This window comes from Shewanella sp. ISS20 (genome assembly GCF_056522965.1).
This window is the reverse complement of record NZ_JAWRZK010000001.1, coordinates 3,637,929-3,663,676: the sequence shown is the minus strand read 5'-3', so window position 1 is coordinate 3,663,676 and position 25,748 is coordinate 3,637,929. Positions and strand designations below refer to the sequence as shown.

The 25,748-nt window shown below is 44.7% G+C and carries 25 protein-coding genes and 1 pseudogene; 14 read left to right on the top strand and 12 right to left on the bottom strand.

Features of this window, described 5'->3' with window-relative positions:
- Positions 1-86 precede the first annotated feature (86 nt).
- The 3 genes from AC1HDP_RS16705 (at position 87) to AC1HDP_RS16695 (ending at position 3,854) form a co-directional block, all read left to right on the top strand.
- Entirely contained in the window at positions 87-1,583 is a 1,497-nt protein-coding gene (locus AC1HDP_RS16705) for an MFS transporter (protein WP_479639912.1), read from the top strand.
- A 255-nt stretch (positions 1,584-1,838) separates the two neighbouring features.
- Positions 1,839-3,029 carry an NO-inducible flavohemoprotein gene (hmpA, locus tag AC1HDP_RS16700; protein WP_479639615.1) on the top strand — a complete coding sequence of 397 codons (1,191 nt, stop codon included), beginning with the start codon at positions 1,839-1,841 and terminating at the stop codon, positions 3,027-3,029.
- Positions 3,030-3,293: 264 nt separating this feature from the next.
- On the top strand, positions 3,294-3,854 hold the full coding sequence (locus tag AC1HDP_RS16695) for a YdcF family protein (protein WP_479639614.1): 561 nt from the start codon (positions 3,294-3,296) through the stop codon (positions 3,852-3,854).
- A gap of 41 nt (positions 3,855-3,895) precedes the next feature.
- On the opposite strand, the gene AC1HDP_RS16690 is transcribed toward AC1HDP_RS16695, so the two are convergent.
- On the bottom strand, positions 3,896-4,483 hold the full coding sequence (locus AC1HDP_RS16690) for a phosphopyruvate hydratase (RefSeq protein WP_479639613.1): 588 nt from the start codon (positions 4,481-4,483) through the stop codon (positions 3,896-3,898).
- A 415-nt stretch (positions 4,484-4,898) separates the two neighbouring features.
- On the opposite strand from AC1HDP_RS16690, the gene AC1HDP_RS16685 reads away from it, so the two are divergent.
- Positions 4,899-5,393 carry a peptidylprolyl isomerase gene (locus AC1HDP_RS16685; RefSeq protein ID WP_479639612.1) on the top strand — a complete coding sequence of 165 codons (495 nt, stop codon included), beginning with the start codon at positions 4,899-4,901 and terminating at the stop codon, positions 5,391-5,393.
- Positions 5,394-5,739: 346 nt separating this feature from the next.
- Here AC1HDP_RS16685 and AC1HDP_RS16680 read toward each other — a convergent pair whose 3' ends face one another.
- The 3 genes from AC1HDP_RS16680 to AC1HDP_RS16670 form a co-directional block, all read right to left on the bottom strand.
- On the bottom strand, positions 5,740-6,375 hold the full coding sequence (locus AC1HDP_RS16680) for an AcfA family outer membrane beta-barrel protein (RefSeq protein ID WP_479639611.1): 636 nt from the start codon (positions 6,373-6,375) through the stop codon (positions 5,740-5,742).
- A gap of 50 nt (positions 6,376-6,425) precedes the next feature.
- Positions 6,426-6,806: a YgiW/YdeI family stress tolerance OB fold protein gene (locus tag AC1HDP_RS16675; RefSeq protein ID WP_479639610.1), complete on the bottom strand. Its 381-nt coding sequence runs from the start codon at positions 6,804-6,806 to the stop codon at positions 6,426-6,428.
- A 534-nt stretch (positions 6,807-7,340) separates the two neighbouring features.
- On the bottom strand, positions 7,341-8,051 hold the full coding sequence (locus AC1HDP_RS16670) for a pseudouridine synthase (RefSeq protein WP_479639609.1): 711 nt from the start codon (positions 8,049-8,051) through the stop codon (positions 7,341-7,343).
- A gap of 294 nt (positions 8,052-8,345) precedes the next feature.
- Here AC1HDP_RS16670 and AC1HDP_RS16665 point away from each other — a divergent pair, with 294 nt between their 5' ends.
- Positions 8,346-8,822, top strand: a complete 477-nt coding sequence (locus AC1HDP_RS16665) for a YcxB family protein (RefSeq protein WP_479639608.1) — start codon at positions 8,346-8,348, stop codon at positions 8,820-8,822.
- 198 nt (positions 8,823-9,020) lie between these two features.
- Here AC1HDP_RS16665 and AC1HDP_RS16660 read toward each other — a convergent pair whose 3' ends face one another.
- Positions 9,021-9,587: an acetate uptake transporter gene (locus AC1HDP_RS16660; RefSeq protein WP_140931246.1), complete on the bottom strand. Its 567-nt coding sequence runs from the start codon at positions 9,585-9,587 to the stop codon at positions 9,021-9,023.
- Positions 9,588-10,299: 712 nt separating this feature from the next.
- Between AC1HDP_RS16660 and AC1HDP_RS16655 the strand changes: the two genes are divergently transcribed.
- From AC1HDP_RS16655 to AC1HDP_RS16640, 4 genes are read left to right on the top strand one after another with little or no spacing between them, the layout of a single operon-like run.
- Positions 10,300-11,181: a MipA/OmpV family protein gene (locus AC1HDP_RS16655; RefSeq protein ID WP_479639607.1), complete on the top strand. Its 882-nt coding sequence runs from the start codon at positions 10,300-10,302 to the stop codon at positions 11,179-11,181.
- A 29-nt stretch (positions 11,182-11,210) separates the two neighbouring features.
- The gene (locus tag AC1HDP_RS16650; RefSeq protein ID WP_140931243.1) at positions 11,211-11,615 is read left to right on the top strand and encodes a DUF3019 domain-containing protein; all 405 of its coding nucleotides are present in this window, start codon (positions 11,211-11,213) and stop codon (positions 11,613-11,615) included.
- Positions 11,615-12,331 (top strand): winged helix-turn-helix domain-containing protein, encoded by a 717-nt coding sequence (locus AC1HDP_RS16645; RefSeq protein ID WP_140931241.1) that lies wholly within the window; start codon positions 11,615-11,617, stop codon positions 12,329-12,331. Before AC1HDP_RS16650 ends, AC1HDP_RS16645 begins: the two co-directional genes overlap by 1 nt.
- Positions 12,332-12,339: 8 nt before the next feature.
- The gene (locus AC1HDP_RS16640) at positions 12,340-13,611 is read left to right on the top strand and encodes a sensor histidine kinase (RefSeq protein ID WP_479639606.1); all 1,272 of its coding nucleotides are present in this window, start codon (positions 12,340-12,342) and stop codon (positions 13,609-13,611) included.
- Positions 13,612-13,987: 376 nt separating this feature from the next.
- Here AC1HDP_RS16640 and AC1HDP_RS16635 read toward each other — a convergent pair.
- Positions 13,988-14,177, bottom strand: a pseudogene (locus AC1HDP_RS16635) (DUF1289 domain-containing protein); the annotation flags it as partial.
- 122 nt (positions 14,178-14,299) lie between these two features.
- Here AC1HDP_RS16635 and AC1HDP_RS16630 point away from each other — a divergent pair.
- Entirely contained in the window at positions 14,300-14,848 is a 549-nt protein-coding gene (locus tag AC1HDP_RS16630) for a DUF4136 domain-containing protein (protein ID WP_479639605.1), read from the top strand.
- Between the two features lie 216 nt (positions 14,849-15,064).
- Here AC1HDP_RS16630 and aqpZ read toward each other — a convergent pair whose 3' ends face one another.
- The 6 genes from aqpZ to AC1HDP_RS16600 form a co-directional block, all read right to left on the bottom strand.
- Positions 15,065-15,778 (bottom strand): aquaporin Z, encoded by a 714-nt coding sequence (gene aqpZ, locus AC1HDP_RS16625; protein WP_479639604.1) that lies wholly within the window; start codon positions 15,776-15,778, stop codon positions 15,065-15,067.
- 97 nt (positions 15,779-15,875) lie between these two features.
- The gene (locus tag AC1HDP_RS16620) at positions 15,876-16,835 is read right to left on the bottom strand and encodes a D-2-hydroxyacid dehydrogenase (RefSeq protein WP_479639603.1); all 960 of its coding nucleotides are present in this window, start codon (positions 16,833-16,835) and stop codon (positions 15,876-15,878) included.
- Between the two features lie 12 nt (positions 16,836-16,847).
- On the bottom strand, positions 16,848-17,489 hold the full coding sequence (locus tag AC1HDP_RS16615) for an outer membrane beta-barrel protein (RefSeq protein ID WP_479639602.1): 642 nt from the start codon (positions 17,487-17,489) through the stop codon (positions 16,848-16,850).
- 55 nt (positions 17,490-17,544) lie between these two features.
- Positions 17,545-18,324 (bottom strand): co-chaperone DjlA, encoded by a 780-nt coding sequence (gene djlA / locus AC1HDP_RS16610; protein WP_479639601.1) that lies wholly within the window; start codon positions 18,322-18,324, stop codon positions 17,545-17,547.
- Positions 18,325-18,342: 18 nt separating this feature from the next.
- On the bottom strand, positions 18,343-19,020 hold the full coding sequence (gene murU / locus AC1HDP_RS16605; protein ID WP_479639600.1) for an N-acetylmuramate alpha-1-phosphate uridylyltransferase MurU: 678 nt from the start codon (positions 19,018-19,020) through the stop codon (positions 18,343-18,345).
- Complete coding sequence (locus AC1HDP_RS16600) at positions 19,017-19,991, bottom strand: aminoglycoside phosphotransferase family protein (protein WP_479639599.1); 975 nt, start codon at positions 19,989-19,991, stop codon at positions 19,017-19,019. Before AC1HDP_RS16600 ends, murU begins: the two co-directional genes overlap by 4 nt.
- A 204-nt stretch (positions 19,992-20,195) precedes the next feature.
- Here AC1HDP_RS16600 and lptD point away from each other — a divergent pair, with 204 nt between their 5' ends.
- The 4 genes from lptD to rsmA all read left to right on the top strand — a co-directional run bounded on the left by lptD (position 20,196) and on the right by rsmA (position 25,729).
- Positions 20,196-22,499, top strand: coding sequence for an LPS assembly protein LptD (gene lptD / locus AC1HDP_RS16595; RefSeq protein ID WP_479639598.1), 2,304 nt, complete (start codon positions 20,196-20,198; stop codon positions 22,497-22,499).
- Positions 22,500-22,616: 117 nt separating this feature from the next.
- Positions 22,617-23,921: a peptidylprolyl isomerase SurA gene (gene surA / locus AC1HDP_RS16590; RefSeq protein WP_479639597.1), complete on the top strand. Its 1,305-nt coding sequence runs from the start codon at positions 22,617-22,619 to the stop codon at positions 23,919-23,921.
- A gap of 6 nt (positions 23,922-23,927) precedes the next feature.
- Positions 23,928-24,911 (top strand): 4-hydroxythreonine-4-phosphate dehydrogenase PdxA, encoded by a 984-nt coding sequence (gene pdxA, locus AC1HDP_RS16585; protein WP_479639596.1) that lies wholly within the window; start codon positions 23,928-23,930, stop codon positions 24,909-24,911.
- A gap of 14 nt (positions 24,912-24,925) precedes the next feature.
- Positions 24,926-25,729 carry a 16S rRNA (adenine(1518)-N(6)/adenine(1519)-N(6))-dimethyltransferase RsmA gene (gene rsmA / locus AC1HDP_RS16580; RefSeq protein ID WP_479639595.1) on the top strand — a complete coding sequence of 268 codons (804 nt, stop codon included), beginning with the start codon at positions 24,926-24,928 and terminating at the stop codon, positions 25,727-25,729.
- Positions 25,730-25,748 lie beyond the last annotated feature (19 nt).

Below are 25,748 nucleotides of genomic sequence, written 5' to 3'. Positions count from 1 at the left end.
AGGTACAACCCAATAATCACAATAAAAGGGACTGCATAGTGCAAGACTCATCTGACAATGACTTAAGAGAAGTCAAACAACTAGGCATGTGGGCCTCCATCGCCAGTTTAAGTTATATATTTTGGCTAGTTGGCGGCATGGAAATGGTCGAGCGCATCGCCTATTACGGCGTTAAAGCAAGCGCCGGCTTATACGCTAAAGCGCCGCAATCACAAGGGGGGCTAGGAATTAGCCTTAGCGATTACGGCATCATTATTTCTACTTGGGCAATTTTGCAGACCTTTATTCCAGTTTTTACCGGCGGCATATCCGATAGAGTGGGCTATAAACAAACAATTTTTGTATCGACCGCCATCAAGATAGCGGGCTACTTATGCATGGCTTTGTTCCCGAGTTTTTGGGGGTTCCTCGCAGGCGCCATGTTACTTGCTGCCGGCACTGGGATATTTAAACCCGGCATTCAAGGCACCTTAGTGCTTGCTACCCATAGAAATAACTCATCGATGGCGTGGGGTATTTTTTATCAAATCGTCAATATTGGCGGCTTTCTCGGCCCATTAGTTGCTGTGCATATGCGCCAATTATCTTGGGATAATGTGTTTTACGCCTGCGCCGCCATTATTTCTCTCAACTTTGTGTTATTGCTCACTTATAAAGAGCCAGGCCTTGCAGCAAGACTTGAGCGTAACGCCAAAATCAAGTCTGGCGAAATCACTCAACAAGCATTATGGAAAGATGCGTGGCATGAGCTTAAAAAGCCCATTGTGATTTACTACATGCTGGTATTTTCTGGCTTCTGGTTTTTATTCAATGCTTTATTTGATGTTCTGCCTATTCATATTTCTGAGTGGGTCAATACCAGCGTGATTGTAACTAGCCTCTTTGGCCCAGAAGGCACCCAAAATGGCATATTACAGTTTTGGTTAGGACTGAATAATGCTGGTACCCAAGTCATGCCTGAAGGCATGCTCAACTTAAATGCCGGCCTTATTATGACCAGCTGCTTTTTAATCGCGGCCTTAACCGCTAAATATCGCATAACCACAGCCATGCTGGCTGGTTGCTTACTGAGTATTTTGGCGTTTGTGCTCATAGGCTATACCAATGCGGCGTGGATGATGGTTTTTGCCATTGCCATGTTTTCATTAGGGGAAATGATGATTTCACCTAAGAAAAATGAATTTATGGGCAATATTGCCCCTGAAGGTAAAAAAGCCATGTATTTAGGCTTTGTGATGTTACCTCAAGGTATAGGCTGGGGCCTTGAAGGCTATTTTGGCCCACGCTTATATGAGCATTATGCTTCTAAAGAAATATTCTCCCGTCAGCAGCTCATCACAGATGGCATGCCCGCAGTGGAAGTTGCCGCCATTCCCCAAGGCGAAGCTTTTACTACTTTGGTGAAGTTTACCGGCGAGTCGGCAGACGCCCTCACTCAGCAGCTTTACCTCGCCCACAATATTGGCATGGCTTGGTACATAATTGCTGCTATTGGTTCTGTGTCGGCTGTGGGTATTTATATCTATGGCAAATGGTTACTGACGTTACAAAATCAACAACGCCATCAACTGGCTCACGCATAACTACCGCTTTGTGAGTATAGTCAGGTGTAAAATCTTGGCTATGCTTACTTTATAGCTTAAGGCTATTACCTGATCCGTTGCCCCTGAGTTAGAGTTCATTCCACTCTCGCAACTTCATCAGCAAGGACTGCCAGTGAATGTGTAAGTAGTGATCGACATCACTCTCTGAACATTTTCATTAATCTTTAGTTTGATATAAATCAAATGCATCTTTAATATCGCTACAAACACGCATCCACAATAAAGGTTTAAGATATGTTATCTCAACAGACCATCAGCATAGTAAAAAGTACCATTCCTTTGCTCACTAGCGCAGGTCCTGCGTTAACGGCTCACTTTTACAAAAGAATGTTTAGAGATAATCCTGAGCTTAAAGATGTTTTTAACCTCAGCAATCAAGAAACTGGCCGCCAGCCAGCCGCCTTATTTGATGCAGTCGCAGCCTATGCGACCCATATTGATAACCTTGCCGTACTTGGCAGCGCGGTTGAGCGTATCGCTCAAAAGCACACAGGATTTTTAATCCAGCCAGAGCAATATCAAATCGTAGGTCACCACCTGCTGGAAACGTTAAAAGAATTAGGTGGCGATGCCGTTACGCCTGAAATCATTCAAGCCTGGGGCGAAGCCTATGGGTTCTTAGCTCAAATATTTATTGATAGAGAAAAAACTCTGTATCAACAAGCCGCTGCTCAAACCGGTGGTTGGCAAGGTACGCGCGCCTTTACCATTAGCGCTAAGCGTAAAGAATCTGATGTGATCACCTCGTTTGAGCTGACCCCAGTTGATGGCATGCCTGTGCCTACTTTTACCCCGGGCCAATACCTGAGTGTAAAGTTGACGCATCCGCGCTTAGCTAACACTGAAATTCGTCAATATTCGTTATCTGATTGCAGCAATGGTCGCAATTTTAGAATAAGTGTTAAATCTGAGCCACAAGGCAAGGTTTCTAACTTACTGCATGAAGCATTCCAAGTGGGCGATACTATTGAGGTTATTCCGCCAGCGGGTGACTTTATGCTCACGACGGCCGCCGAGCGTCCATTAGTATTAATTTCAGCAGGCGTGGGCTTAACCCCAATGCTCGCCATGCTTAATCAACGCCTGACTACTAACAGCAGTAAAACCTTATGGTTACATGCTTGCGAAAATAGCCAAGTACATGCATTTGGTGCAGACATTCAGGCCAAACAAGCGAAAAACCCGCAGCTCAGCAGTTTCGTTTGGTACCGCGCGCCGCAAATCAATGACACCTTAGGTGAGCAATTTGATTTTAGCGGCATGATGCAGCTAGAAGTTATCCAATCTAAGCTGCCGCTTGATGGCGAATACTATTTCTGTGGCCCAGTGCCATTTATGCAAATGGTCGCCAAGCAGCTTGCAGCCATCGGCATTAGCGCCGAACAAATGCACTATGAAGTTTTTGGTCCGCATCAAAGCCTGTAAGCGTATCAAGCTAATAGCCATGTAAGAAATGGCTTTTTTAGCAATAGTCCTTTAGCAATAGCCACTGTGGTCATCGCCTTTGTTATCAGGCGTCCTATGATCACAGAGGCTATTTCAGCTAGCCGTTCCAGCGCTCGCGGCAATTCACCATGAATAACCTGAACTGACCCCAGTTTCACCCCGCCCTCTTCCTCACGACTTCATCACAGACAAATGATCGCTATGATGCTTTACTAGCAAAAAACTCTTCAAGATACCAAGACCATGTCTGAATTAATTTTACAGTTAGGGGCGCCGAATCTAGTTAATGGCCAATTATCTGCCATAGCCCAAGCGCGCTGTGAAACGACCTTTCATTGCTGGCAGCAAGCACCTCGCCAATTCATCATGTGTACTGGTGGATTTGGCGCGCACTTTAATCAATCCATGCGCTTACATGCCAATTGGGCACAAGACTATCTAGTAAATCTAGGTGTGCACACTGACAAGTTTTTAGCGCCCGTTGCCAGTCGCTTTACCTTCGAAGATGCGAGCTTAAGCTTAGCGCCGTTAATTGAGCTAAAAACTAGGTTTGGTTTAACGCAACTCACCTTAGTGACATCTGACTTTCACATGCCAAGAGTGCAGCTTATCTTTAATGCTGTGCTGTTATCTGGCGCGCCACCTTTATTAAGGCGTGATCAGTTAATTTATCTGCCAGCACCGACGCCGTTATCGGCAGCCGAGCAGCAAGCGCTTGTCGCCCACGAACAAAGCGTAATGGCTCGCGAGCAGCGCAATATTGCTGCTTATCAGCAAGCGCTAGCACCCATAAAAAAGAGCTGACCTAGTCAGCTCTTTTAAGGTCAACATCAAAAATTAGGGCGTTAGGCCTTAGCTGTTTCCGCGTCGGCATTAGCGTTGGAATTAGTATTAGTCCCAACAGCGCCTTGCTCAGTTTTATCAAATAACAATTTAAAACTCATAATGCCAATCACTATGACTTTAATGATCATCATCTGGGTATTGCCATAATATGCCGCCATACCAATGAAGCCAGAAAACAGCATTAACAGGCGATAATTCTTGAGCGTGGTCATATACAGGGCTAACAAAATTATCCCTAAGTCCACAAACTGTAGGGCTACCGCTAAAGTAGGTGAGGCAATAAAAGCTGTGATCGCCACATAAGAAATATAAGCAATGCCCATGGCCATTACGCTGCCTAATCCGATAATCACAGCTTTAGAGGCATTGGTAAAATCTTTGGCATAACGGTAAGTATTTAATGATGCTACCGATAAATTAAGAATGACTTTAGGCCACCATCCCATTAAAAATGCCCATAAGGTATCGTTAGCCGCTGAGCCAAAGGCGGCAAAGCGAGTTAACTTCATGGAATTAAAAATAGTTATCGATATATAAAAGGCGACTGAAGTCCAGCCGAGTATTTCAGTGATGAGTTCCAGTGTCATTTCAGAGTCTCTTGCTTATTATGGTGAATTACATTAATTCACTGGTTTTTTATCTTTATTAGCGAGGAGTCAATGGTAAAATTGCTATCAAAATGTTTAAAACATGTTCAGCTATTTAACGTCAGCATCGCAACACATTCCATCGTGCTGACTTGATAATAAAGCGATAGCGCCTGAAATATCAACTATTGTTAATGATTGAATTTCATTGAGGTTAATTATCAACCAAACCTGAATAGCGCCTATATTCGCAGCTATTCATTTTTGGTTATAAAATTAGAACGCTAACTTAAGTTTTCTCCATGAGGATTTTGCCTTACCCTCGAATTCAACTCAGAAGTATTTTCAGTCGCCAATATCAGCAGACCGAAAATATTAGGTATACTCAAGTATTATTGACTGATAGATGAAGCTCATGACGATTATTTTTACGACTAACTTAGGTGATATTGAAATTGAACTGGATATGGACACAGCGCCAGTATCTTCCAAGAATTTTTTGAAATATTGCCAAGATGGCTTTTATGAAGGCACGCTATTTCATCGAGTGATCAAAGGTTTTATGATCCAAGGCGGCGGTATGACTCCGGATTTTGATGAAAAGCCGACTAACGCCCCGATTGTCAATGAAGCTAACCGCGGTTTAAAAAATGTCATTGGCTCAATAGCGATGGCGCGCACCGATGCGCCGCATTCTGCCACTGCGCAGTTTTTTATTAACTTAGCCAACAATGATTTCTTGGATCATACCTCAACCACCAACAATGGCTGGGGCTACGCCGTATTTGGCAAAGTCACTGCAGGCATGGATGTGGTTAATACCATTGCTAACGTCAAGACCACGTCATTATTTGGCCATGATGATGTTCCGCGAAGCGATATAGTGATTGAAAAAGTCACTATCAAATAAGCTAAGCCTGAACTCACATAAAAAATGGCCGCTCAATTAACCTGAACGGCCATTCATTTAATCGAGCAGGATTTATGCTCGATTTTCTTTGCACACTATTATTCACTTAGCTAAATTTTCACCAGCGCTAACGCTTAAGCTTTATAAGCCTAATCTTTATAAGCCTGATATTTATAACCCTAGGCTATATAAACCCAAAGCTATTGAGCGATAGACTTGCCCCCGTCCCTAAGATTGCCCTTAGGTAAGTAATAGTGAGAGACAAGTGAAAGATAAATGAGAGTGCCTTACCGCAAATACTGAGATTCGCAATGTTAGATTGCAAAAATAAGTAGGCGCAACGTCTTTAGAACGAGTAGCGAGTCATTAAGCTAACGCTGCTGCTATTAGCGAAACTATCTGCCTGATATTTAGCATTCACGCCTACGGTCCATTCAGGCACTATGGCGTATTCCACTCCGATACTGGCAATCGCGCCAATTTCACTGTGAGTACCAGTATCACCGGTAATATGCGAAGTGACAGTTTCTATATCTGTCGCGACATGCTCACTGGTTTCAGTAAATGAAGCGCTGAAATCATAGCGGCTATAACTGATACCTACGCCCAGTTTTGCTGTCCATTTATCATTGATATGAAAAGAGTATATTGGCATTAAGGTTAACTGCTTCACCTTAATATCGGCGTCCCAGTCTTTTTCTATTTCGGTTAAGTCAGCACCCGTACCCACCAAGCTTTCTTGCCCTTGGCCATCACTTAATTCAGATTGGCGATAACCTAATTCCAGCGCCAAATTATCGCTAAATTGGTAACCCATAAATACGCCAGCCACACCGTCGTTATTATCTGGTGTTAACTGCACAAAGTTAACAACAGGCTCAAAATTATGGTTAGTTGCAGCCACACCATATTCAGCACCAATATAAGGAGTCGCAAATGCTGGGGCGGCTAAAAGAGTCGATAATACTAATAACTTTTTCATTAAAACCTCTAGATTTCACTTAGTAATTGTTGATTAATTCGGCACTAATATTATTTAGCCAACCGAATTTGGCTGACATCAACCATCACATCTTGCAATTCTTTATCTATCTCGCCCTGAATAATCACTTTAGATGCCGGCGTCACTTCAAGACCTAACCATTTATCATGTTCAATTTCGATATTGACGCTACCGGTGTCATCGGCAAAGCGGTACATTTCGCCGCCTAACGAGGCTGTAATGTGGCCTTCTAAGGTCACAGGCGTGTCATCACTGAACATGCCAGAATCTAATACCTGCTTAACGCTACTCACTTGAGTTGGGCCAGAAAAGCCTTGATTGGTGACATTGGCAGCAGGGAGGCTTGCAAAGCTTGCCGCTGAATATAAGGTTGCGAGAGCTAAGGCGCTTGAAGTGATAAATTTATTCATAAGATACTCAAATACTGTTGAAGACATGGGATGTCGGTCGTTATGCTGAGCAATTTACACTAAGAGTTTGTCATTTAGATTGCCGCAACCTTACGTTTTTGTAAGGTTAACGACCTGATATTCCATAGAAAAGACTAACAAACATAGTAGTAGCCTATCAATAACTACTATGTTGCAGCGCGCTAATCACTAATCACCAATGAGAGCTAATGAAGGTGAGTAACGATGGATAAGGCGCGTGTATCTATGCTTACACGCCTGAGTGCCCGCAAGACAGAGTAAGAGTCTGTGTGACTGCGTAACTGAGGTACAGAGGTAAATGCAGAGATACAGAGTGATAGCAAAGCATTAGAGGAATACACCGGCCATAAATACTGCCGATAGTGATGTGAATTGAAATTCTCAGTAGCAGTCGTGATTTGGCAAAGAGGATCGCCGCAAGTGATAGCTAGTTGCAGTCATTCCTAGCCACTAGCCACTAGCCACTAGCCACTAGCTCGGCACTTTTACCCCAGGGATTGTTAACTCGCAAGCTTAGGCACGAGCGTTTTTAACTTCTTGCGGGGTTAATTCGCGCCACTGACCCGCGGCAAGCTTAGGGTCAAGTGATAAGGCGCCGATTTTAAAGCGATGCAAGGCCAACACTTGATTGCGAAAGCGGCCAAACATCCGCTTAATTTGATGATACTTACCTTCTTCTAACACTACTTCTACTTGATGACTGCTGTGAATAATAAGCTCTGCCGGCAAGGTAGTAATATCTTCAAATTCAAAATACATACCAGCACTAAATGCTGCTGTATATTCAGCCGTTACCACCTCTTTTAAAGTCACGAGATAACGCTTAGCCACATGCGCGCCTGGCGCCATTAAGGATTCTGACCAGCGGCTGTCATTAGTGAGCAATATTAGCCCAGAAGTATTTAAATCAAGCCGCCCGACTATGTGCAAATCGGCGCGTAATTCTGTGGGCAATAAATCCAGTACGGTTTGATGCTCGCTATCTTGCGTGGCACTCACTATGCCAATGGGTTTATTGACCATGTAATACCTAGGCACATCACCACGAATGAGCTCACCATCACATGCCAGCTGCATAAATTCATCCAACTGAAAATCCATGTCTTTAATAATGATGCCATCAACCGTGACACGCTGACTTAATAGCAAGGCTCTAATCTGCTTGCGCGGTAAGTTGAAATGTTTGGCTAATAGGCGATCTAACCTGCCACGTTTAGTTTGCATGCTGTGATAACTCATAATAATGATAAATAGTGCCACTTAGCCGTTACTGCGGCGCACAAGTGAACGGGCGAAGACATAAGCCTAACTAGGCGTGCATTATTGACGCTAACAGCGCGACAGGCAACGCGCTCAGGCTTAAATTAAGTGTTAACGCAACATCAGTCACTAGCTCTATCGAGGCGACAAACACCCCATACTTAGCTTGATAGCGCTAAAAGCGCACGGAATTAACTGAGAATTAAGCTCAAGTCAGCTACACTGCGCCTTTGTTTATTCGCTTAAACCTTAGATGTTATGATCACTGAATCGCATTTTGAATCCAAATTCACTTTAGACCGCCACTATTATTTGGCTTGTTATGATGAAACCGCTACGCCACTGACTGGGATTAAACCTTATGCCAAGGCCGCCGTGTTATGCGCTATTGGTCTTGGACTGGCAACAGGCGGCGTACCTGCCTATTTAAGCTATTTTATTATTGGCTTAGGCGTCATTGAGGGCTTAAATATCCGCTTTAATCGCACTTGGTGGTTATGGCGTCAAATGATATCAAAAGCGGCTAACAATACCGTCAGCGTCACTATTAATGAAAGTGGCGTGCGCATCATCTCTAACTTCGTCAATCAGCACTGGTCATGGACAGACATAGAGAGCATTACCGAGCACACTCAAGGCTTCGTATTGCAAATCGGCACTAACCGCCAGTATTTGCTCAAGCAACCATTATCCGCTGAATGCCAGGCGTTTTTACGCCAACAAGCTCGCGGTTAATAGCTGAGCTTGGTCATTCGGCTCAGAAATGATGCCCCAGCAGACTCATGACAAATTGAGCTCATGACAAAGTGGACCATAGTAGATAAGCGCCATAAAAGACCAACAAAAAAGCCGATGCAATCAATGCATCGGCTTTTTTAGTGAGAGAGAACCCTCAGGCTCTCACTCAAATCTTGTCACTGTCGTAACGACAGATTAAGCAGCTTTCTTTTCACCGATTGGCAAAATAGTACGGCCAAATTCACCGTTTAAGATTTGCGCCATAGCGAAGTAGATAGCGCTCAAGCCAGTCAGAATACCTTCATAACCAGCGATAGTGCCGATCAGGGCGCTACCAGTGAAGTCACGAGCGGCCAGCAAGAAGAATAAAATGGTTAATAAACCAAATACAACTTGCTTAGCACGTGGGTAGCATAAAGAACCCACAAACATAAAGGCAGTGAACACGCCCCATAATAATAAGTACCAACCCATGAAGTGAGCTGGGCTTGGCGCTACGCCCATCATAGGCATAACTAACAGGCCTACCAGAGTCAGCCAAAATAAGCCGTATGAAGTAAATGCTGTGGTGCCGAAGGTGTCGCCACGCTTAAAGCACATCATACCCACTAAAACCTGACCAATACCGCCATAGAAAATACCCATGGCTAAAATCATTGAATCGATTGGGAAAAAACCCGCGTTATGGATATTTAATAAAATGGTAGTCATACCAAAACCCATCAAGCCAAGTGGCGCTGGGTTAGCCAGTTTAGTAGACATGTGATTCCTCAAATGAAAACGGCCGATACAATCGTCCGTGTTAACAAATTAATTGGGTGTGGACTGCAGCTCGAACATCGATGTTGCAGCGTCTCCTCTTAAAGAAGCCGCGCATCATAGAGAAAGGCGGAGATTAAATCAACAAACACTAATCAAAGGTAAAAAAACCAACGAAATCAATTAAAAAGGCTATATATCAACAACTTACAACCACACGCGCTCGCGAGAAAGATATATATGATATTAATTGTGTTTAAAATCATTGCGTTAGCACTAAAACACTCTCAACCCCAACCAAGTTCACAACCATTAACGTAATGTGACAAAAGTCACACCGACATCAAGGTGGCGGCATGAATCACAGCCATGTATGGCCAATTAAGCAATAACGATGCGATCAGCACCACAAAAACCGCGCTTACACGACCGGCGTCACAGTTACAGCCAATTGTTTGCAATAGTCGGCCAGTGATTATGCTTAAGACTGCGTCAGTCTATTAGCTGTTAATAAATGGGGCCAAAAACCACGTTCAGCGCGACGATAGCGTTAACACGCAACTGCAACATAGTCATAATTGGATCAATTTGTATCACGCCAGATGTTGATACTGTTTTAACCATTTGTTACTGATACAATTATCTCCACTTTGCCCTTATGGTATGCGCCATGCACCTTGCTTGCTTTGGACTAAGATCACTTGCGAGTCGTTTATTGCTCAGTAAGAGATGGGGCGCACTCTTATTTGCTAGCGCCTTAAGCGCTAGTCTATTGGTCAGCAGCCACTTAGCTTGGGCAGAAGACAATACATGCGCACCATCATTAGACTGCATTAACACCGGCCAATGGTCAGTGGCTCTCGCGGCTGGTTATGGCGAACAATCCAATCCACTCATCAATCATGCTGCCATTCCGATTTATATCATTCCCAGTATTGCTTATTACGGTCAGTCGTTCTTTTTCGATAATGGTTTATTTGGCTATTCATTAGTTGAAAATCAAGATGTTGCCTTGAATATCATTGCCGCCTACAGTGGCGATCGCGGCTATTTTTACCGCTGGGATCCAAGCAACATTTTTGTAAGTGGCGCCTCTAGACTACACCATGAAGACGTTATCCATGAGGATGGCGCGAACTCATTGAACCACAACGCCCCATTAGCGCAGCGCCACTTTACTTATGTTGCCGGCATTGAAGCTTGGTATTTTAATCCTCTCGCTGATATCAGTATCAGTGTTGGCCATGATCTCTTTGGCGTGCATCAAGGCATAGAAGCGCGCGTAGCTCTTACTAAACTCTTTGCTTGGTCCAATTTTTCGCTGGAGCTCGATGCCAGTGCTCACTGGCAAGATGCCGATGTGATTGGCTATTACTATCAACCGCGAACCCAAGAATTTGGTTATCACTTACCTTATGAAGCAAGCGCTGGCATAAGCCCACAACTTGGAGCCAGCTTAACCTATGCCATAGATGAACATTGGCAGCTCATAAGCTTGGCTCGCTATCGCGACCTCGCCGCTAGCATAGTCGATAGCCCGCTCATCATCAGAGACTACAGCCGTCATGTCTTTGTGGGGGTCGCTTACTTATGGTAGATAGCAATCCGCCAACTAAGGCATAAGTAATGCCTAACACTTTAGTCAGTATTATGGGGTTATTGACACTCGCAGTGATGAGCAGTCTCCCATTGGCAGCGAACGATGAGCAAAATCTCTTGCACCTCACGCCGAGTGTCTGCATTATTGACGCCGCTACGAGCCACTGCCGTATTCAAGTTCAATTTCATTGGCAAACAAGCACTAACAATGCCGTTTGTATTCAGAGTGTGGATGACACTATTGCGCCTTGGTGTAACCAAGACCCAAACAGTCACACAACCGTCATTGAAGTGCAGGCTCAAGCAGATATGCAGTTTTTATTAGTAGATAAGGCCACACACCAAATACTCGCTGATGCTAAATTTACCGTGACTAGCCCCAATCAAACGTCTGAGCGTCGACGCTACCGAAATCCTTGGAGTTTATTTTAATGACTACGCCTCAATCGCCTTTTCGTGTGCTGTTAGTTGAAGATGATATACGCTTGGCCAATTTGATTTCAGATTACTTAAAGTCGCAAGGAATGCATGTTGAAGTGGAGCGCCGTGGTGACACAGTGCTGACTCGTTTAATCAACTATAAGCCTGACATTATTTTGCTCGATATCATGCTGCCAGGCCTAGATGGCTTGTCATTGTGTGAAAAATTACCGGATTATTTCCATGGCCCTATCTTATTGATGAGCGCCTTAGGCACGCCTGAAGATCAGATTAAAGGCTTAGAATTGGGCGCCGATGATTATGTGGTTAAACCGGTAGAACCCGCATTACTAGTAGCGCGCATTCATAACTTATTGCGCCGCCGCGCTAAACCAACCCATCAGCACGAATCCCATTGTCTTAACTTTGGCAAGCTCAGCATAGATCCCCACACCCAAGCGATTTTACTGAGTGATCATGCGGTTGATTTAACCAGCCATGAATTTGAATTATTGTGGTTACTGGCCTCAAACGCTGGCCAAGTGTTAAGTCGCCAATTCATTTATCAATATTTGCTTAATATTGATTTTGATGGCAAAGATAGAAAAATTGACGTACGTATTTCACGCCTACGCAAAAAACTTGGCGATAATATCGAAACCCCGTTTCGGATTAAAACCGTATGGGGCCAAGGTTACTTGTTTGCTCCTGAAGCTTGGAATAATTAAGGGTCCCCGTGAAGCGCTTATTTATTAGCCTATACCTGCTTCTTAGCCTAAGTATTCTCGGCATAGGTTGGACTTTAGAAGAAGTGTGGCACAGCACGTTTGGTCAACAACAAGCGAATCAACCGTCACTGCTGTTGCTGGCAGATTTATTAGAACAAATGCCAGCAGAGCAGCGTCAGCGTTACTTGAGTAAAATTGACGCTAATCCCAAGCGCCCTGTCGCTCTATTGTCACAAGATCAAATCTCACTGCAAACCAGCCAAGCGCTCGCGCCTAATCAAGTGTTGCGCACGGTCAATAACCACAAGCAGCAATACTTATTTATTCCAGTGGGCGAACAAGTGCTGATGCTCGGCCCGCTCGCGGCAGCGCCATTAGCAGGCTGGGAAACTACCTTTACCTTAGGTTTTTATCTATTACTGGCCTTGGTCATCTTGTTATGGATACGCCCCCTGTCGCGGGATTTACGCAAGCTAGAATTAGCCGCCAATGACTTTGCCAAGGCTAAGTGGAATACGCGCGTAAATTTATTACCAAGCTCCCAAGTGGTATTTCTTGGGGAAGCGTTTAATAAGATGGGCAAGCAGATTGCCAATCTAATCGATAATCAGCAGCACTTATCTAATACTGTGTCTCACGAATTACGCACGCCGCTGGCTCGACTTAAATTTGCCATGGCGCTGCTACCCAGTTATTGCAGCGACCAGAAAACGCTAGAGCAGCGCAGCCAGTTTATTGAAGATATGCAGCTTGATATCGCTGAGATGGAAGGTTTGCTGACTGAGCTATTAAGCTACGCCCGCTTAGAGTCTGCGCAGCTTAATGTTGACCGCCAATTGTGCGACTTATCCCTCTTAGTGCAGCAAACAGTCGAGCGCATTCAACCTCTGTGCCAGCAAAGGATTATCGCCACCGGCATTGAGCAGCCTTGCTGCGTGATGTTAGAGCCTGGCTTAATCGAGCGCGCCTTACAAAACTTACTCACCAATGCGGTGCGCTATCATAGGCATAAAATCCAAGTTAATCTGGTTCGCCACTGTGATACTTGGCAAATTGATGTCGAGAACGATGGTCCAGCAATCAGCGAGCATGAACAACAACATATTTTTGAACCCTTTTATCGCGCGGCTAACAATCAGCAGCAAGACCGCGGGTTTGGCTTAGGTTTAGCGATTATTTGCCGAATTATGGCGCGCCACCAAGGCGATATCAGCTTAACCAGTAATGAGCAAGTGACCCGCTTTAGCCTGCATGCGCCGTTAGATCAACCGCCAAGCTAATAGCGCGAGCTAAGGCTTAGCATTTATGCCTAAATTGCAATTATTGCGCTGAGGGGATTTGAGCACCATGGCCAAAAACACCGTAGGTTTTACTTATTACTAGTCTGCTCGGCGCTATTGCTTAGGCTGTTAATTGTGAGGCGACTTTAACTGTCACTTGAGCTAGTACTTGGATTGCTATTTGCACTGTGACTTTCTGATGAAGCTTCTGTGATTATGCCTTTATCTGCGTCTGCGCTAACGTCCTCACCCTCTTTCACATTAGGCTCCACATTGACTGAAACGTCTATTGCCATTGCACTATCAATATCGAAATCAAAGGCTTGGTTTAATGTTTGAGTATTGAGTTGTTGCTGCTGTCGCTGGGCTTGAAAGATGGCATAACGGCGGCGAGCGCCGCGCTGCTGACACAAGCGCAATACTTCCTGTTTTTGACTGTCATTGAAGGTTTGCCAATTAAAACGCTCATCACGGCTGCGAAAACAACCTAAGCAATATCCACCTTTATCTGTGGTGCATATACCTTTACAAGGACTGATTAATTCAAAAAACAGCAGCTGTTCCATCGCATACCTATCAATGAGATATCAAATTTACCGCCGCAGATATTCGCGACTTTTACGCTGTTAAGGTATAACATCTTAATCACATTTGTGCTAACAAGCGTTCATTCAACCAAGGAGTAATTATGGCAACTCTAACACGTCAGATCACTATCGGTGTATTAGCCTTATTGTTGGTATCGGCCTGCAGCACTAAGCCTGCCAATACCGATTACGATGTTAATTACAATTTTGCCACTCTCAACAATTTTAGTATGTTACCGCCACCTAGCGCTATCGACCCGTTAGTTGCCACCCGAGTAAAAGACCAAGTGTTTAACACTTTACTACTCCAAGGTTATCTTGATAATCCACGCACACCAGATTTTCTAGTCGGCATTGAGCTTTCAAGCAAAGCGAAAGCCAGCGATTCAGGCGTATCCATTGGGCTCGGGACTGGTGGCTGGGGCAGCAATAGCGGCGTTAGTGTTGGCTCAAGTGTTGGCATTCCCTTAGGCAAAGATAAAACTGAGCAAATCATTCAAATTAATATCTTTGATCCAAGTAACCGTTTGATTTGGCGCGGAAGAGACAGCTTTGTGCTAACTGATTCAGTGCCAGATAACGTTAAAGCCAGCCAAGCTGTGATTTCTAATATTCTGGCGCGTTTTCCACCAGAAGATGATATTGAATAATGCTTTAATTAGCCTGTAAGCAAAAAGGGCTTCTCAATGAAGCCCTTTTATTTGCAGTGCATTTATCGCTATTGCACTAACAATAACAAGCTTTAGCAATAACAAGCATTAGCAATAAAAGCTTTATAAAAAATCCCCCTAAGCAGAACTTAGGGGGATTCATGTCACTCCATATCAATAAAGATGCGTATTATCTTGGTTAACTCACTATCAGGCTTAGTCGTTTTGATGATTAGGGCTTAACCAGCGATAGATGAGCGCACCAACTACAGCGCCAAGAATAGGTGCTACCCAAAATAGCCATAATTGCGATAACGCCCAATCCCCCATGATGATGGCAGGACCTGTGCTGCGAGCAGGGTTTACCGAAGTATTAGTAATGGGAATACTGATTAAATGGATTAAGGTTAAACATAAACCTATGGCTAAACCTGCCATGGCGGGAGTTGCTAATCTATGCGTTGCGCCCAAAACCACCATTAAAAACATGCCAGTTAATACAGCTTCTGTGATAAAGCCAGACAATAAATCATAGCCACCTGGTGAATGCTCACCATAACCGTTGGCCGCGAGACCATCGGCCAAGCTGTAACCCGCCTTACCGCTCGCGATAAGATAGACTACGGTCGATGCCAAAATCGCGCCTAACACTTGCGCTACTATGTAAGGGATTACTTTTGATGCTTCAAATCGGCCGCCAACCCATAAGCCCACGGTAATCGCTGGGTTTAAATGACAACCACTGATATGACCAATGGCATACGCCATAGTCACTACGGTTAAACCAAATGCTAAGGCAACCCCTAAAAAGCCAATACCAACATTAGGAAAGCCTGCGGCGAACACAGCGCTTCCCGTGCCTCCTAGCACTAACCAAAAAGTTCCAATAAATTCTGCACAAAAAATTTTAAACATGGTGTAAGTCCTCAATGTAAGAGGTGATTAATCGTTAAGGTCAAACGCCGCCAGACCTTTATCAAACATAGTCGAAAGATAGAGGTTCATTAGCTTAGCGAATAGATTGTTTTTATTTAGCGGGAAAAACTTGATGACAAGGACGCTTTTCAAGAAAATTATGTAGATTATCAAGGGCAATATTCAGTAGTTTTTGACGCGCTTCTAAAGTTGCCCAGGCGATATGAGGGCTGATGCTGACATTATTGGCCGTTAATAAGGGATTATCTGCTTGCGGCGGTTCAGTGCTTAACACATCAAGGCCAGCACAAAGCCTACCTGCATTTGCCGCCGCCGCTAAATCCGTTTCATTCACAAGACCGCCTCTGGCCGTATTAATTAATAAACTTCCATGCTTCATCAAAGCTAAGCTGTCTTTATCAATAAGATTTGCAGTGGCAGGAGTGAGTGGGCAATGCAAGGAGACTACATCCGCTTGCTTCAGTAAATCATCAAGCGCCACCCATTTGGCGCCAGCAGGCAAGTGCGCAGGGCAATTCCTAGTATGCACTAATAGCTGCATGCCAAAAGCGCTAGCTATGGTTGCCACTTGTTGAGCTATGGCGCCAAACCCAACTAATCCTAAAGTTTTACCGCTTAGCGACATAAGCGGTGCTAAGGTAAAGCAAAAATCCCCTTGGGATTGCCAGTAGCCAGCTTTAACCGCGGCATCATGAAGGCTAACTTTCTGGCTAAAGTGCAGCATATGAGCAAACACCATTTGCGCCACGGCGTCACTGCCATAATTGGGCACATTGGTAACGACTATGCCTCTTGCTGTCGCGGCCGCGATATCAACTACGTCTGTGCCAGTTGCCAATACGCCGATATAACGCAGCTGTGGCAGCTGCGCTAATATCTCAGCGCTCAGGCGAGTTTTATTGGTACACACTACGGCAGCATCTTGGCAGCGGCTAACAATAGTACTTGGCTCACTTCTATCAAATACAGTTAACTCCCCTAACTCGGCAAGGCTTTGCCAACTAAGATCGCCAGGATTTAAGGTGTAACCATCAAGCACAATAATCTTCATTGTTTTTCTCAATTAAAAACGGTAATTCAAGCCGAGATTGGCTTGGCTCTGCCAAAAGATATCGGCTTGAACGCGCCATAAGCAGCCGGTTTCATCACAAAATAATTGCTGATCACTATCAACAAATGTGGCAAAGGCGCGCACTTCAGCCACCAGTGACAAACGCTCCACTAACTGGTATTGCACCCCAGCGCCAATCCCCATGGAAAAGCGACTTTCACTGGATAAATGGTGTTCAGGGCGCAGGCGAGTGAAACCAATACTGGTGGTGATATAAGGCGAGAAGTTACCGTTTGGAAATAATAAGGTGCCACCAAAATGCAGATATTCAATGGACAGTGGCGTTAATGACTCAGAGCTCGCGCCACCTTGGCTAACTAACTCAGTGGATTGACGTGAATATAACAGGTAGATATTGCCAGGCTCTGGAGTATTCATCCCCACAGCTAGCCCCCAATGCTCACCTTCCTTGATGGCAGCGCTGGAGCTAAGAGTGTTATTGTTAAGCTGTAAATCAAAGTCACTGGCAGCAAAGCTATAGCCGCCACTTGGGGTTACAAACCAGTCTTGCGCTTGTGCTGGGCTACTCAGCCACTGAGCGCACGTCACCATAGCCAGCAACATTGCTATATTTACTTTATGTAGTTTATCCATACTTCACTCCTTGAAATAACGATATTGTCAGCCGCTGGCGTCTTAAGCTCAGACCTTAGCGCATGCCGCGCTCGGTTTTAATCCGATCGTAAGCCGCTTGAATGTCTTGGGTCTTACGCTTTGCCAGCTCCATCATCTCTGGCGGCAGTCCTTTAGCCACTAATTTATCGGGATGATGTTCATTCATTAGCTTGCGATAGCTACGTTTAATGTGCTGATCATCAGCATTCACATCAACCCCAAGCACTTGATAGGCCTGCTCAATGGATACGGTTTGCTTTCCGCCTTGCTCATGAAATTGGAACTCGGCTTGCCAGCGTTTCAATAAGGCATCAAGCTGCATCCGCCCATAACCTAAGTCTTGCGCTATGGTGAGTAGAATTTCATGCTCTTTGGCTTCCAACTGACCATCAGCCAAGGCCGTCTGGATTTGGATTTCCATAAACATTTGCAATAAATCACTGCGGCCCATAGCAATTAAGCGAAAGGCTTTTAAGCTGCCGCGCAAATCAAAATCAATTTCCTTGCCGTCACGAAATGCTTGCTGAGCATCAACTCGCGCTTGGCCTGTGATGCGCATTTGATCCATAAGCAAAGTTGCAATTTTAATGTCAGTGGCTGTCACCTGCCCTGATGCCTTAGCCACATGGCCCATGACCGCAAAGGTGGTATTAAAGAAGATGGCCTGACGGCTACTGCCACGCTTAGTTAATTGCTTAGACGCCGCGATATATTTATCGACTTTATGACCTAACCATAAGCCAATCACCAGTCCGATAAATTTACCGAACATAAAGCCTATGGCTCCACCAAACAGCTTGCCCCAAATCTGCATTCTCTTTCCCGCTAGTAATTATTGTTGGCCAAAGTCCGCATTGGCTTGTTCAAGTCGAGCGATAGTTCCCACATCGCACCAGTAATGGGGCCAAAATTCGCCCTGAATTTGCTGCATGGTCATGGCTTGTCGTAGCCATGGACCTAACGCTAAAGCGCCTGGCGGCGCATCAGCAAATAAAGCGGGATGATACACGGCCATGCCGCTAAATGTCATGGTTGGCTCATCATCAAGCGCTTGATAGACCAAACCCTCAGCATTCAAGCTAAAATCACCTCGACTATTGTGGCTAGGGTTTGCCACTAACCACACATGGCCTAAGCAATTATCACCTAAGGTTACGCGGTTAAAATCCGGTAATTGCCCTAATAACACATCGCCATTAATCACAGCAAAAGGCTCATCCCCTAATAAAGGTAGGGCATTGATGATGCCGCCTGCGGTTTCTAGCGCTGTGGTTTCAATACTAAAACTGAGTTTAACGCCAAAGCGACTACCATCGCCTAAATAGCTCACGATTTTATCTGCCAGCCAAGCGCAATTAATCACAATCTCAGTAATGCCTTGCGAGGCTAACGCTTCTATGTGATGAGCTATTAAGGGTTTACCGGCCACTTCTAATAAAGGTTTGGGCAAGGCGTCAGTTAATGGCCGCATCCGCTCCCCGCGACCTGCCGCTAAAATCATGGCTTTCATGACGACTCCTGTTGCAGCACTAACTCATGGACATCTTTTACTAACATAGCTAATGCTTGCAGATCAGGATAACGAATTGCGATATCAATAACATAGGTTAAGGTCAGCGGAATATCTTTTAAATAACCCGGCTTATTATCCCTATGATTAAGACGCGCAAAGATACCTGCAGCCTTTAAATGACGCTGAATCCCCATCAAATCAAACCATTGAATGTATTGCTCAACACTAATGGTGTCCGCCAGCAAACCTTGCCGCTGACAAGTCTCAAAATGTTGCTGGCGCAAAGTATCAACCACGGCATCTGGCCAACGCACATAACAATCGCGCAGTAACGACACAGCATCATAAGTGATTGGGCCAATGACGGCATCTTGGAAATCAATCACATACAACTCATCTTGCACTACCATTAAGTTGCGGCTGTGAAAGTCTCTATGCATTCCTACTTGCGGTTGCGCCAGCGCATTCACAGTTAAGTAATCAAACGCCTGCGCTAAAACTGTTTGCTGCGTCTCACTCAAGGTAAATTGCAAATGGGTACTAAGCAGCCACTCACTAAAAATGCTGAGCTCACGGCGCACAAATGCCGCGTCAAATTGCGGTAAATCGCCCGCGGCAGTGCGCTTAACGTTAGCAATATCAGGAAGTAAAGCTAAAGCCTCCTGATACCATGACTCGACATTGGCATCCGTCAAACAAGATAACAGACTGATATCGCCTAAATCCTCAAGCAGCATAAAGCCCAGTGCAGGCTCTATCGCCAAGATAGCAGGCACCTTAATGCCTTGCGCCTGATAAGCGGCTGCCACTAAGGCAAATGGCTCAGTTGCAATCAGAGCAACAGGAGTATCCATCACAATAAAGGAGCTTTGTTGGTGGCTAAGGCGGTAATACTGGCGAAAACTCGCATCACCTGAAATCAAGGTAACCGTGACAGGCTCAGCAAAATAACCTGCTAACCATTGCAATAGTTTCTCTTTTCTAGATACGGACAAGGTGACCTCATGGCTCTTGACGAAAAATTGCTTTATTATAGCCAGCATAACATTGAGTAACAGCCTGTTTTGCCTCCAAGTGCAAGTTTTTAGCCTTTGGAGCTTAAGTAAACATCCAAGGACAACTTTTCCTCTCTAAACTTGTCCAATGACAGAATTCAACTAAATCGATCTGACATGCAAATTCGTTATTTTGTGGCATTAAGCCTTTTACCTTTTACTGCTATGGCCATTGATGCACCGACGCCAGGGCAATGCGTCATCATACCTCCAGTACCTATGCCAGCAGCAAATAGCGGCAGTATTGCGACGCCTGATGTCGATGCTACGCATGACAAGATCATTATCAGTTCTGACTCATCCAATGCCATCATGGGCGATATGGCGAGCTTTCAGGGCGATGTGCGCGTCAGCCAAGGCGATCGCCTGATCAAGGCTGACGAAGCCGTGTTTCATCAGCAACAAGAACAGCTCAACGCCAACGGCAACTTAATTTTTCAAGACAGTTTATTTACTGTCACCGCCGACAGCTTAGTAGCTAAAATGCGCCAAAATACCGCGGTATTATCTGGGGCTAACTATTGGTTACATGGGCAACAAGTTCATGGTGAAGCGCAAGAGTTACAAATTACCCCAGATAATAATCTGCTATTAAAGAAAACCAACTTCACGACTTGCCCGCCAGAAAATCTGACGTGGTTACTGGAAGCTGACCGAATCAAAATCGATAGCGAAGATGAGTGGGGTGAAATTTGGGATGCCAAGCTGAAGCTTTTGGGTGTGCCGGTACTGTATATCCCTTATATGACTGTGCCAGTCTCTGATAAACGCAAATCAGGCTTGTTATTTCCAAGCATAAGTTCTAGCACCAATAATGGCTTAGAAGTGACTACGCCTTATTACTGGAACATAGCGCCAGAATACGATTTAACTTTCACTCCCCATGCGATGACTAATCGCGGTTTATTCTTGCAAACCGAATTTAGGTATTTAGGCGGTGAAGCGCAGCAAGGCCAAATCAACCTAGGGTATTTAGGTAACGATAGATTGCTGGACGACGATCCAAATCGTTATATGTATCACTGGCAACATCAAGGCGCCATTGACGAAAACTGGCGTGTATTAGCTAATTACACTGAGGTGTCTGATGATAACTATTTCAATGAGTTACCGTCAGATATTAATCAACCAACCGATAACCAACTTAACCGTATTGGTGAAGTTAGCTATTTCCAGCGCAACTGGGATACCAGTATTCGCGTGCAAGACATTAAAGTGTTAGGCGCCGAAAACGAAGAACCCTATAAAATCATGCCACAAATCAGTGCCAATTATCGTTTGCCTGATGTTTGGCATAGTCTCGATTTTGCCTTCAGCACTGAATTAACTAACTTTGAGCATAATCAAGACAGTGAAGCCAAAGCGACTCGTTTACATATGGAGCCGTCATTAACTCTGCCGATTTATGTGCCAGCGGGTTCGTTAACTACTGAGCTTAAATTATACCAAACCAATTATTGGCAGCGAGAATTAAACCAGGATGATGGCTTAGGGAAAAGTGTGAGTCGCACCATACCGCAAGCGCGTATTCATGGCCAAATTAACTTTGAGCGCAATACCAATATCTTGGGCAATGACTATCGCCAAACTTTAGAGCCGCAGGCTCAGTATTTATACGTAGGTTATGAAGATCAATCTGACATTGGCTTATACGATACTGCAGCCTTAGCTGATGACTTTTATGGACTATTCCGAGATAGTCGCTACTCCAGCGTAGATAGAATTGCCAATGCTAACCAAGTGACCATAGGTGCCACTACGACCTTATTTGATAATCAAAATTTAGAGCAATTAAAATTTAGCCTCGGCCAAATTTTCTATTTTGATGACAACAAGGTTAATCTCGACCCTGAATTTGAAGAAGAAACACCATCGTTTTCTGTGCTGGCGTCTGAATTAGATGCCCACTTATATGACAAGTGGTATTTTAGTGGTGCCATTCAGTTTGATACTAAAGAAGGCAGTACCAAAAAATCGGAATTCAGCTTAGATTTCCGGCCAGGCACCAACAAACTGATTCAGGCAAACTATCGCTATGTTCCTGATTTATTGAACACTAATACCAATAATCGCGTAAATATTTCACAAACTGGCCTGCGCACCACTTGGCCATTAACTGATAATATTTATTTTGTGGGTAACTGGTATTACGATCTTAATCGTGAGCGTACCGTTGAAACTTTTACCGGCTTACAATACGAATCATGCTGCTGGGCGGTGCGTTTAAGCTACCACTACAACATCACCACCAATTATGTGGAAGACTTTAATCCGCTCGAAGACAGTCGTGAAAAATTTGAAAAGGGTGTTTACCTTAACTTCGTGATTAAAGGTCTGGGTGGTTCAGGTCCACTTGGTGTCAGCGATATGCTTGACGAAGGTTTATTCAATTACCGTAAACCCCTTTACCTGCGAAATTAATAAAATTATGGTAGATTGCTGAACCACAGAAGGGACTGACAGTCCAAACATTGACAACGACTATGGCATCAATTGATGCCCACAATCGCAAGATTATTTGGCCAAGGATATTTTTGGATGAAAGCTCGGATAAGAATAATAGCAGCCTTAATAGGCGCAACACTCAGCATGAATGCAATGGCAATACCTGTACCGTTAGACAGTGTTGCGGTGCAACTTAACGATGGCATCATTTTACAAAGTGAAGTCGACAATATGCTGAGCACAGTTAAGCATAATGCCAAAGAGGCCGGTCAATCATTACCGTCTGACGAAGCATTAGAAACTCAAGTGATTGAGCGCTTAATTTTAACGCGTTTACAGTTGCAAATGGCTGAGCGTATTGGCCTAGTGGTCGGTGATTTACAACTAGATCAAACCATTGAAAACATTGCCAAAGAGCAAAAGATGTCGGTGGCACAAATGCAGAGCGAAATTGAAAAAAGCGGTCAAAGCTTTAGTCAATATCGCGAGCAGATGCGCCAAGAAATTACCTTAGGCGAAATTCAGCGTATTCAAGTCCAGCGCCGCATTCAAATTTCATCCCAAGAGATTTCAACCTTAGTCAAAATGATTGAAGAACAAGGCTTAAAAAACGTTGAGTTCCAGATTGGTCATATTCTGATTGAATTACCAAGCAGCCCAACCAGTGCTCAACTGGAAGCCGCGCAAACACGCGCAGAGGCTGTGCTTAAACGCTTAAAAGATGGCGCTGATTTCAAGCAAACCGCCATTGCCGCGTCATCAGGCCCTAAAGCGCTGGAAGGCGGTATTTGGGATTATATGAATATCAATGAAATGCCGACCTTATTTGCTGAAGTAGTGACTGATGCGAAAAAAGGCGACATTATAGGCCCAATTAAAAGTGGCTCAGGTTTTCATATCATCAAGGTCGTTGATACTCGTGGCTTACAAGCTAAAGAAGTTAATGAAGTAAAATCGCGTCATATCTTATTGAAGCCATCACCAATTTTATCTGAAGATCGCGCTAAGGCTATGCTTGATCAGTTTGCCCAAGATATTCGCAGCGGTAAGGCGGATTTTGCGAGCTTAGCCCGCCAATATTCTGAAGATCCAGGTTCTGCCACTAAAGGCGGCGAGCTAGGATGGGCCGACCCACGCATGTACGTTCCTGCGTTTGCGCAAACCTTAGAAGAGCTCAATCCTGGTGAGCTGAGTGCACCGTTTCGCTCAAGCCACGGCTGGCACATAGTGCAATTAGAAGATAGCCGCACCACAGATGCCACCGCGAAGATGAACATTAATCAGGCGCAGCAATTAATTTACCGCCGTAAATTCAATGAAGAATTACAGCTATGGTTAGATGAAATGCGCTCTGAAGCCTATATTGAAATCTTCAATAATAACAATAGCCAAGGATAATTGACTTTGACAATCAAACGCATTGCCATCACTCCGGGTGAACCTGCTGGCATAGGACCCGATCTCGTTGTCCAAATTGCTCAGCAGCACTGGAATGCGCAATTGGTTGTCTGCGCCGATCCTGATCTATTAATAAATAGGGCTCAACAGTTAGGATTACCATTAACCTTAGAGCCCTATCAGCCAGAGGTTGCGCCCAAGGCGCAGCGCGCTGGCACCTTAACCATAAAGCCATTTTCATTAGCGGAACCCTCTATTTGCGGTCAGCTCAACGAAAATAATAGCGCTTATGTGGTCGACACTTTAAGATACGCCGGCGAGCGCAACATGTGCGGCGATTTTGACGCTGTCGTGACAGGTCCTGTGCACAAAGGCATTATCAATCAAGCGGGCATTCCCTTTAGCGGACATACCGAGTTTTTTGCTCAACAAGCAAAATGCCAAGATGTGGTAATGCTGCTTACTTGCCCTGGTTTACAAGTGGCCTTAGTGACGACCCATATCCCATTGGCGTACGTGGCAAAAGCCATCACTCACGACAGATTAGTGCATATAATTACTATCTTGCACCAAGAGTTAAAGGCAAAATTTGCCATTAACGATCCTAAAATCTATGTGTGTGGACTTAATCCGCACGCGGGTGAAGATGGTCATCTTGGCCGCGAAGAAATTGACATTATCATTCCTGCGCTCAATCAGCTCAGAAATGAGTTCGCTATGAATATTACCGGCCCATTGCCGGCGGACACCTTGTTCCAACCTAAATACCTTGATGATGCCGATGTCGTATTGGCCATGTATCATGATCAAGGTTTACCTGTGTTAAAAGCACAGGGATTTGGGAAGTCAGTGAATATTACGCTGGGGCTGCCTTACATACGCACCTCAGTGGATCACGGCACCGCCTTGGAACTTGCTGGCACAGGAACAGCCGACACTGGCAGCTTAGTCTGCGCCCTGAATAAGGCCATTGAACTGGCCTCCAACTGAATTTATACAAATCCATGAGCAATAGAGTCCATTTAGGCCACACGGCCAGAAAACGCTTCGGTCAGAACTTTTTAACCGATTACAACATTATTAATCGTATTGTTGGTGCAATCGCGCCAGACAATGACCACGTGATGGTGGAAATTGGTCCAGGTCTTGCCGCATTAACTGAGCCAGTAGCTGACGCCGTTGATAACTTAACTGTGGTGGAGTTAGACCGCGATCTGGTTGAGCGTTTAAAGCAGCACCCAGTGCTGAAAGATAAGCTGACTATTTACCAAGGCGACGCCTTACAGTTTGATTTTGCGCAGCTCCTGCAGCCAGGCAAGAAATTAAAAGTATTTGGTAACTTACCTTACAATATTTCTACGCCATTAATGTTCCATTTGTTTGAGTTTGCTGAACATATTGAGAACATGCACTTCATGCTGCAAAAAGAAGTGGTGTTGCGCTTATCAGCAGCGCCAGGTTGCAAAGCTTATGGCCGTTTAACGGTAATGGCGCAATACTTCTGCCAAGTGGTACCTGTATTAGAAGTACCACCAGAAAGCTTCACACCGGCACCTAAAGTAGACTCTGCGGTTGTGCGCTTACTGCCTTATGAAGTTAAGCCATGGCCATGTGACGATCTTGCTGTGATGCAAAAGGTAACGACGACAGCCTTCCATATGCGTCGTAAAACCTTACGCAATAACCTCAAAGGATTATTGAGTGATGCTGACTTTGCGAGCTTAAATATCGACGCCACGCTACGACCTGAGCAAATCAGTGTGCAGCAATATGTCGCTATGGCTAACTTAGTGTGTCGCCGCGGCTAAATTAAAGGACAATGCAAAG

What these genes read in the sequence shown, in the direction of transcription:
- AC1HDP_RS16705 (WP_479639912.1), top strand. Translation starts at nt 87, where the DNA reads ATGTGGGCCTCCATCGCCAGTTTAAGTTATATATTTTGGCTAGTTGGC.
- hmpA (WP_479639615.1), top strand. Translation starts at nt 1,839, where the DNA reads ATGTTATCTCAACAGACCATCAGCATAGTAAAAAGTACCATTCCTTTG.
- AC1HDP_RS16695 (WP_479639614.1), top strand. Translation starts at nt 3,294, where the DNA reads ATGTCTGAATTAATTTTACAGTTAGGGGCGCCGAATCTAGTTAATGGC.
- AC1HDP_RS16690 (WP_479639613.1), bottom strand. Translation starts at nt 4,483, where the DNA reads ATGACACTGGAACTCATCACTGAAATACTCGGCTGGACTTCAGTCGCC.
- AC1HDP_RS16685 (WP_479639612.1), top strand. Translation starts at nt 4,899, where the DNA reads ATGACGATTATTTTTACGACTAACTTAGGTGATATTGAAATTGAACTG.
- AC1HDP_RS16680 (WP_479639611.1), bottom strand. Translation starts at nt 6,375, where the DNA reads ATGAAAAAGTTATTAGTATTATCGACTCTTTTAGCCGCCCCAGCATTT.
- AC1HDP_RS16675 (WP_479639610.1), bottom strand. Translation starts at nt 6,806, where the DNA reads ATGAATAAATTTATCACTTCAAGCGCCTTAGCTCTCGCAACCTTATAT.
- AC1HDP_RS16670 (WP_479639609.1), bottom strand. Translation starts at nt 8,051, where the DNA reads ATGCAAACTAAACGTGGCAGGTTAGATCGCCTATTAGCCAAACATTTC.
- AC1HDP_RS16665 (WP_479639608.1), top strand. Translation starts at nt 8,346, where the DNA reads ATGATCACTGAATCGCATTTTGAATCCAAATTCACTTTAGACCGCCAC.
- AC1HDP_RS16660 (WP_140931246.1), bottom strand. Translation starts at nt 9,587, where the DNA reads ATGTCTACTAAACTGGCTAACCCAGCGCCACTTGGCTTGATGGGTTTT.
- AC1HDP_RS16650 (WP_140931243.1), top strand. Translation starts at nt 11,211, where the DNA reads ATGCCTAACACTTTAGTCAGTATTATGGGGTTATTGACACTCGCAGTG.
- AC1HDP_RS16645 (WP_140931241.1), top strand. Translation starts at nt 11,615, where the DNA reads ATGACTACGCCTCAATCGCCTTTTCGTGTGCTGTTAGTTGAAGATGAT.
- AC1HDP_RS16630 (WP_479639605.1), top strand. Translation starts at nt 14,300, where the DNA reads ATGGCAACTCTAACACGTCAGATCACTATCGGTGTATTAGCCTTATTG.
- AC1HDP_RS16620 (WP_479639603.1), bottom strand. Translation starts at nt 16,835, where the DNA reads ATGAAGATTATTGTGCTTGATGGTTACACCTTAAATCCTGGCGATCTT.
- AC1HDP_RS16615 (WP_479639602.1), bottom strand. Translation starts at nt 17,489, where the DNA reads ATGGATAAACTACATAAAGTAAATATAGCAATGTTGCTGGCTATGGTG.
- djlA (WP_479639601.1), bottom strand. Translation starts at nt 18,324, where the DNA reads ATGCAGATTTGGGGCAAGCTGTTTGGTGGAGCCATAGGCTTTATGTTC.
- murU (WP_479639600.1), bottom strand. Translation starts at nt 19,020, where the DNA reads ATGAAAGCCATGATTTTAGCGGCAGGTCGCGGGGAGCGGATGCGGCCA.
- lptD (WP_479639598.1), top strand. Translation starts at nt 20,196, where the DNA reads ATGCAAATTCGTTATTTTGTGGCATTAAGCCTTTTACCTTTTACTGCT.
- surA (WP_479639597.1), top strand. Translation starts at nt 22,617, where the DNA reads ATGAAAGCTCGGATAAGAATAATAGCAGCCTTAATAGGCGCAACACTC.
- rsmA (WP_479639595.1), top strand. Translation starts at nt 24,926, where the DNA reads ATGAGCAATAGAGTCCATTTAGGCCACACGGCCAGAAAACGCTTCGGT.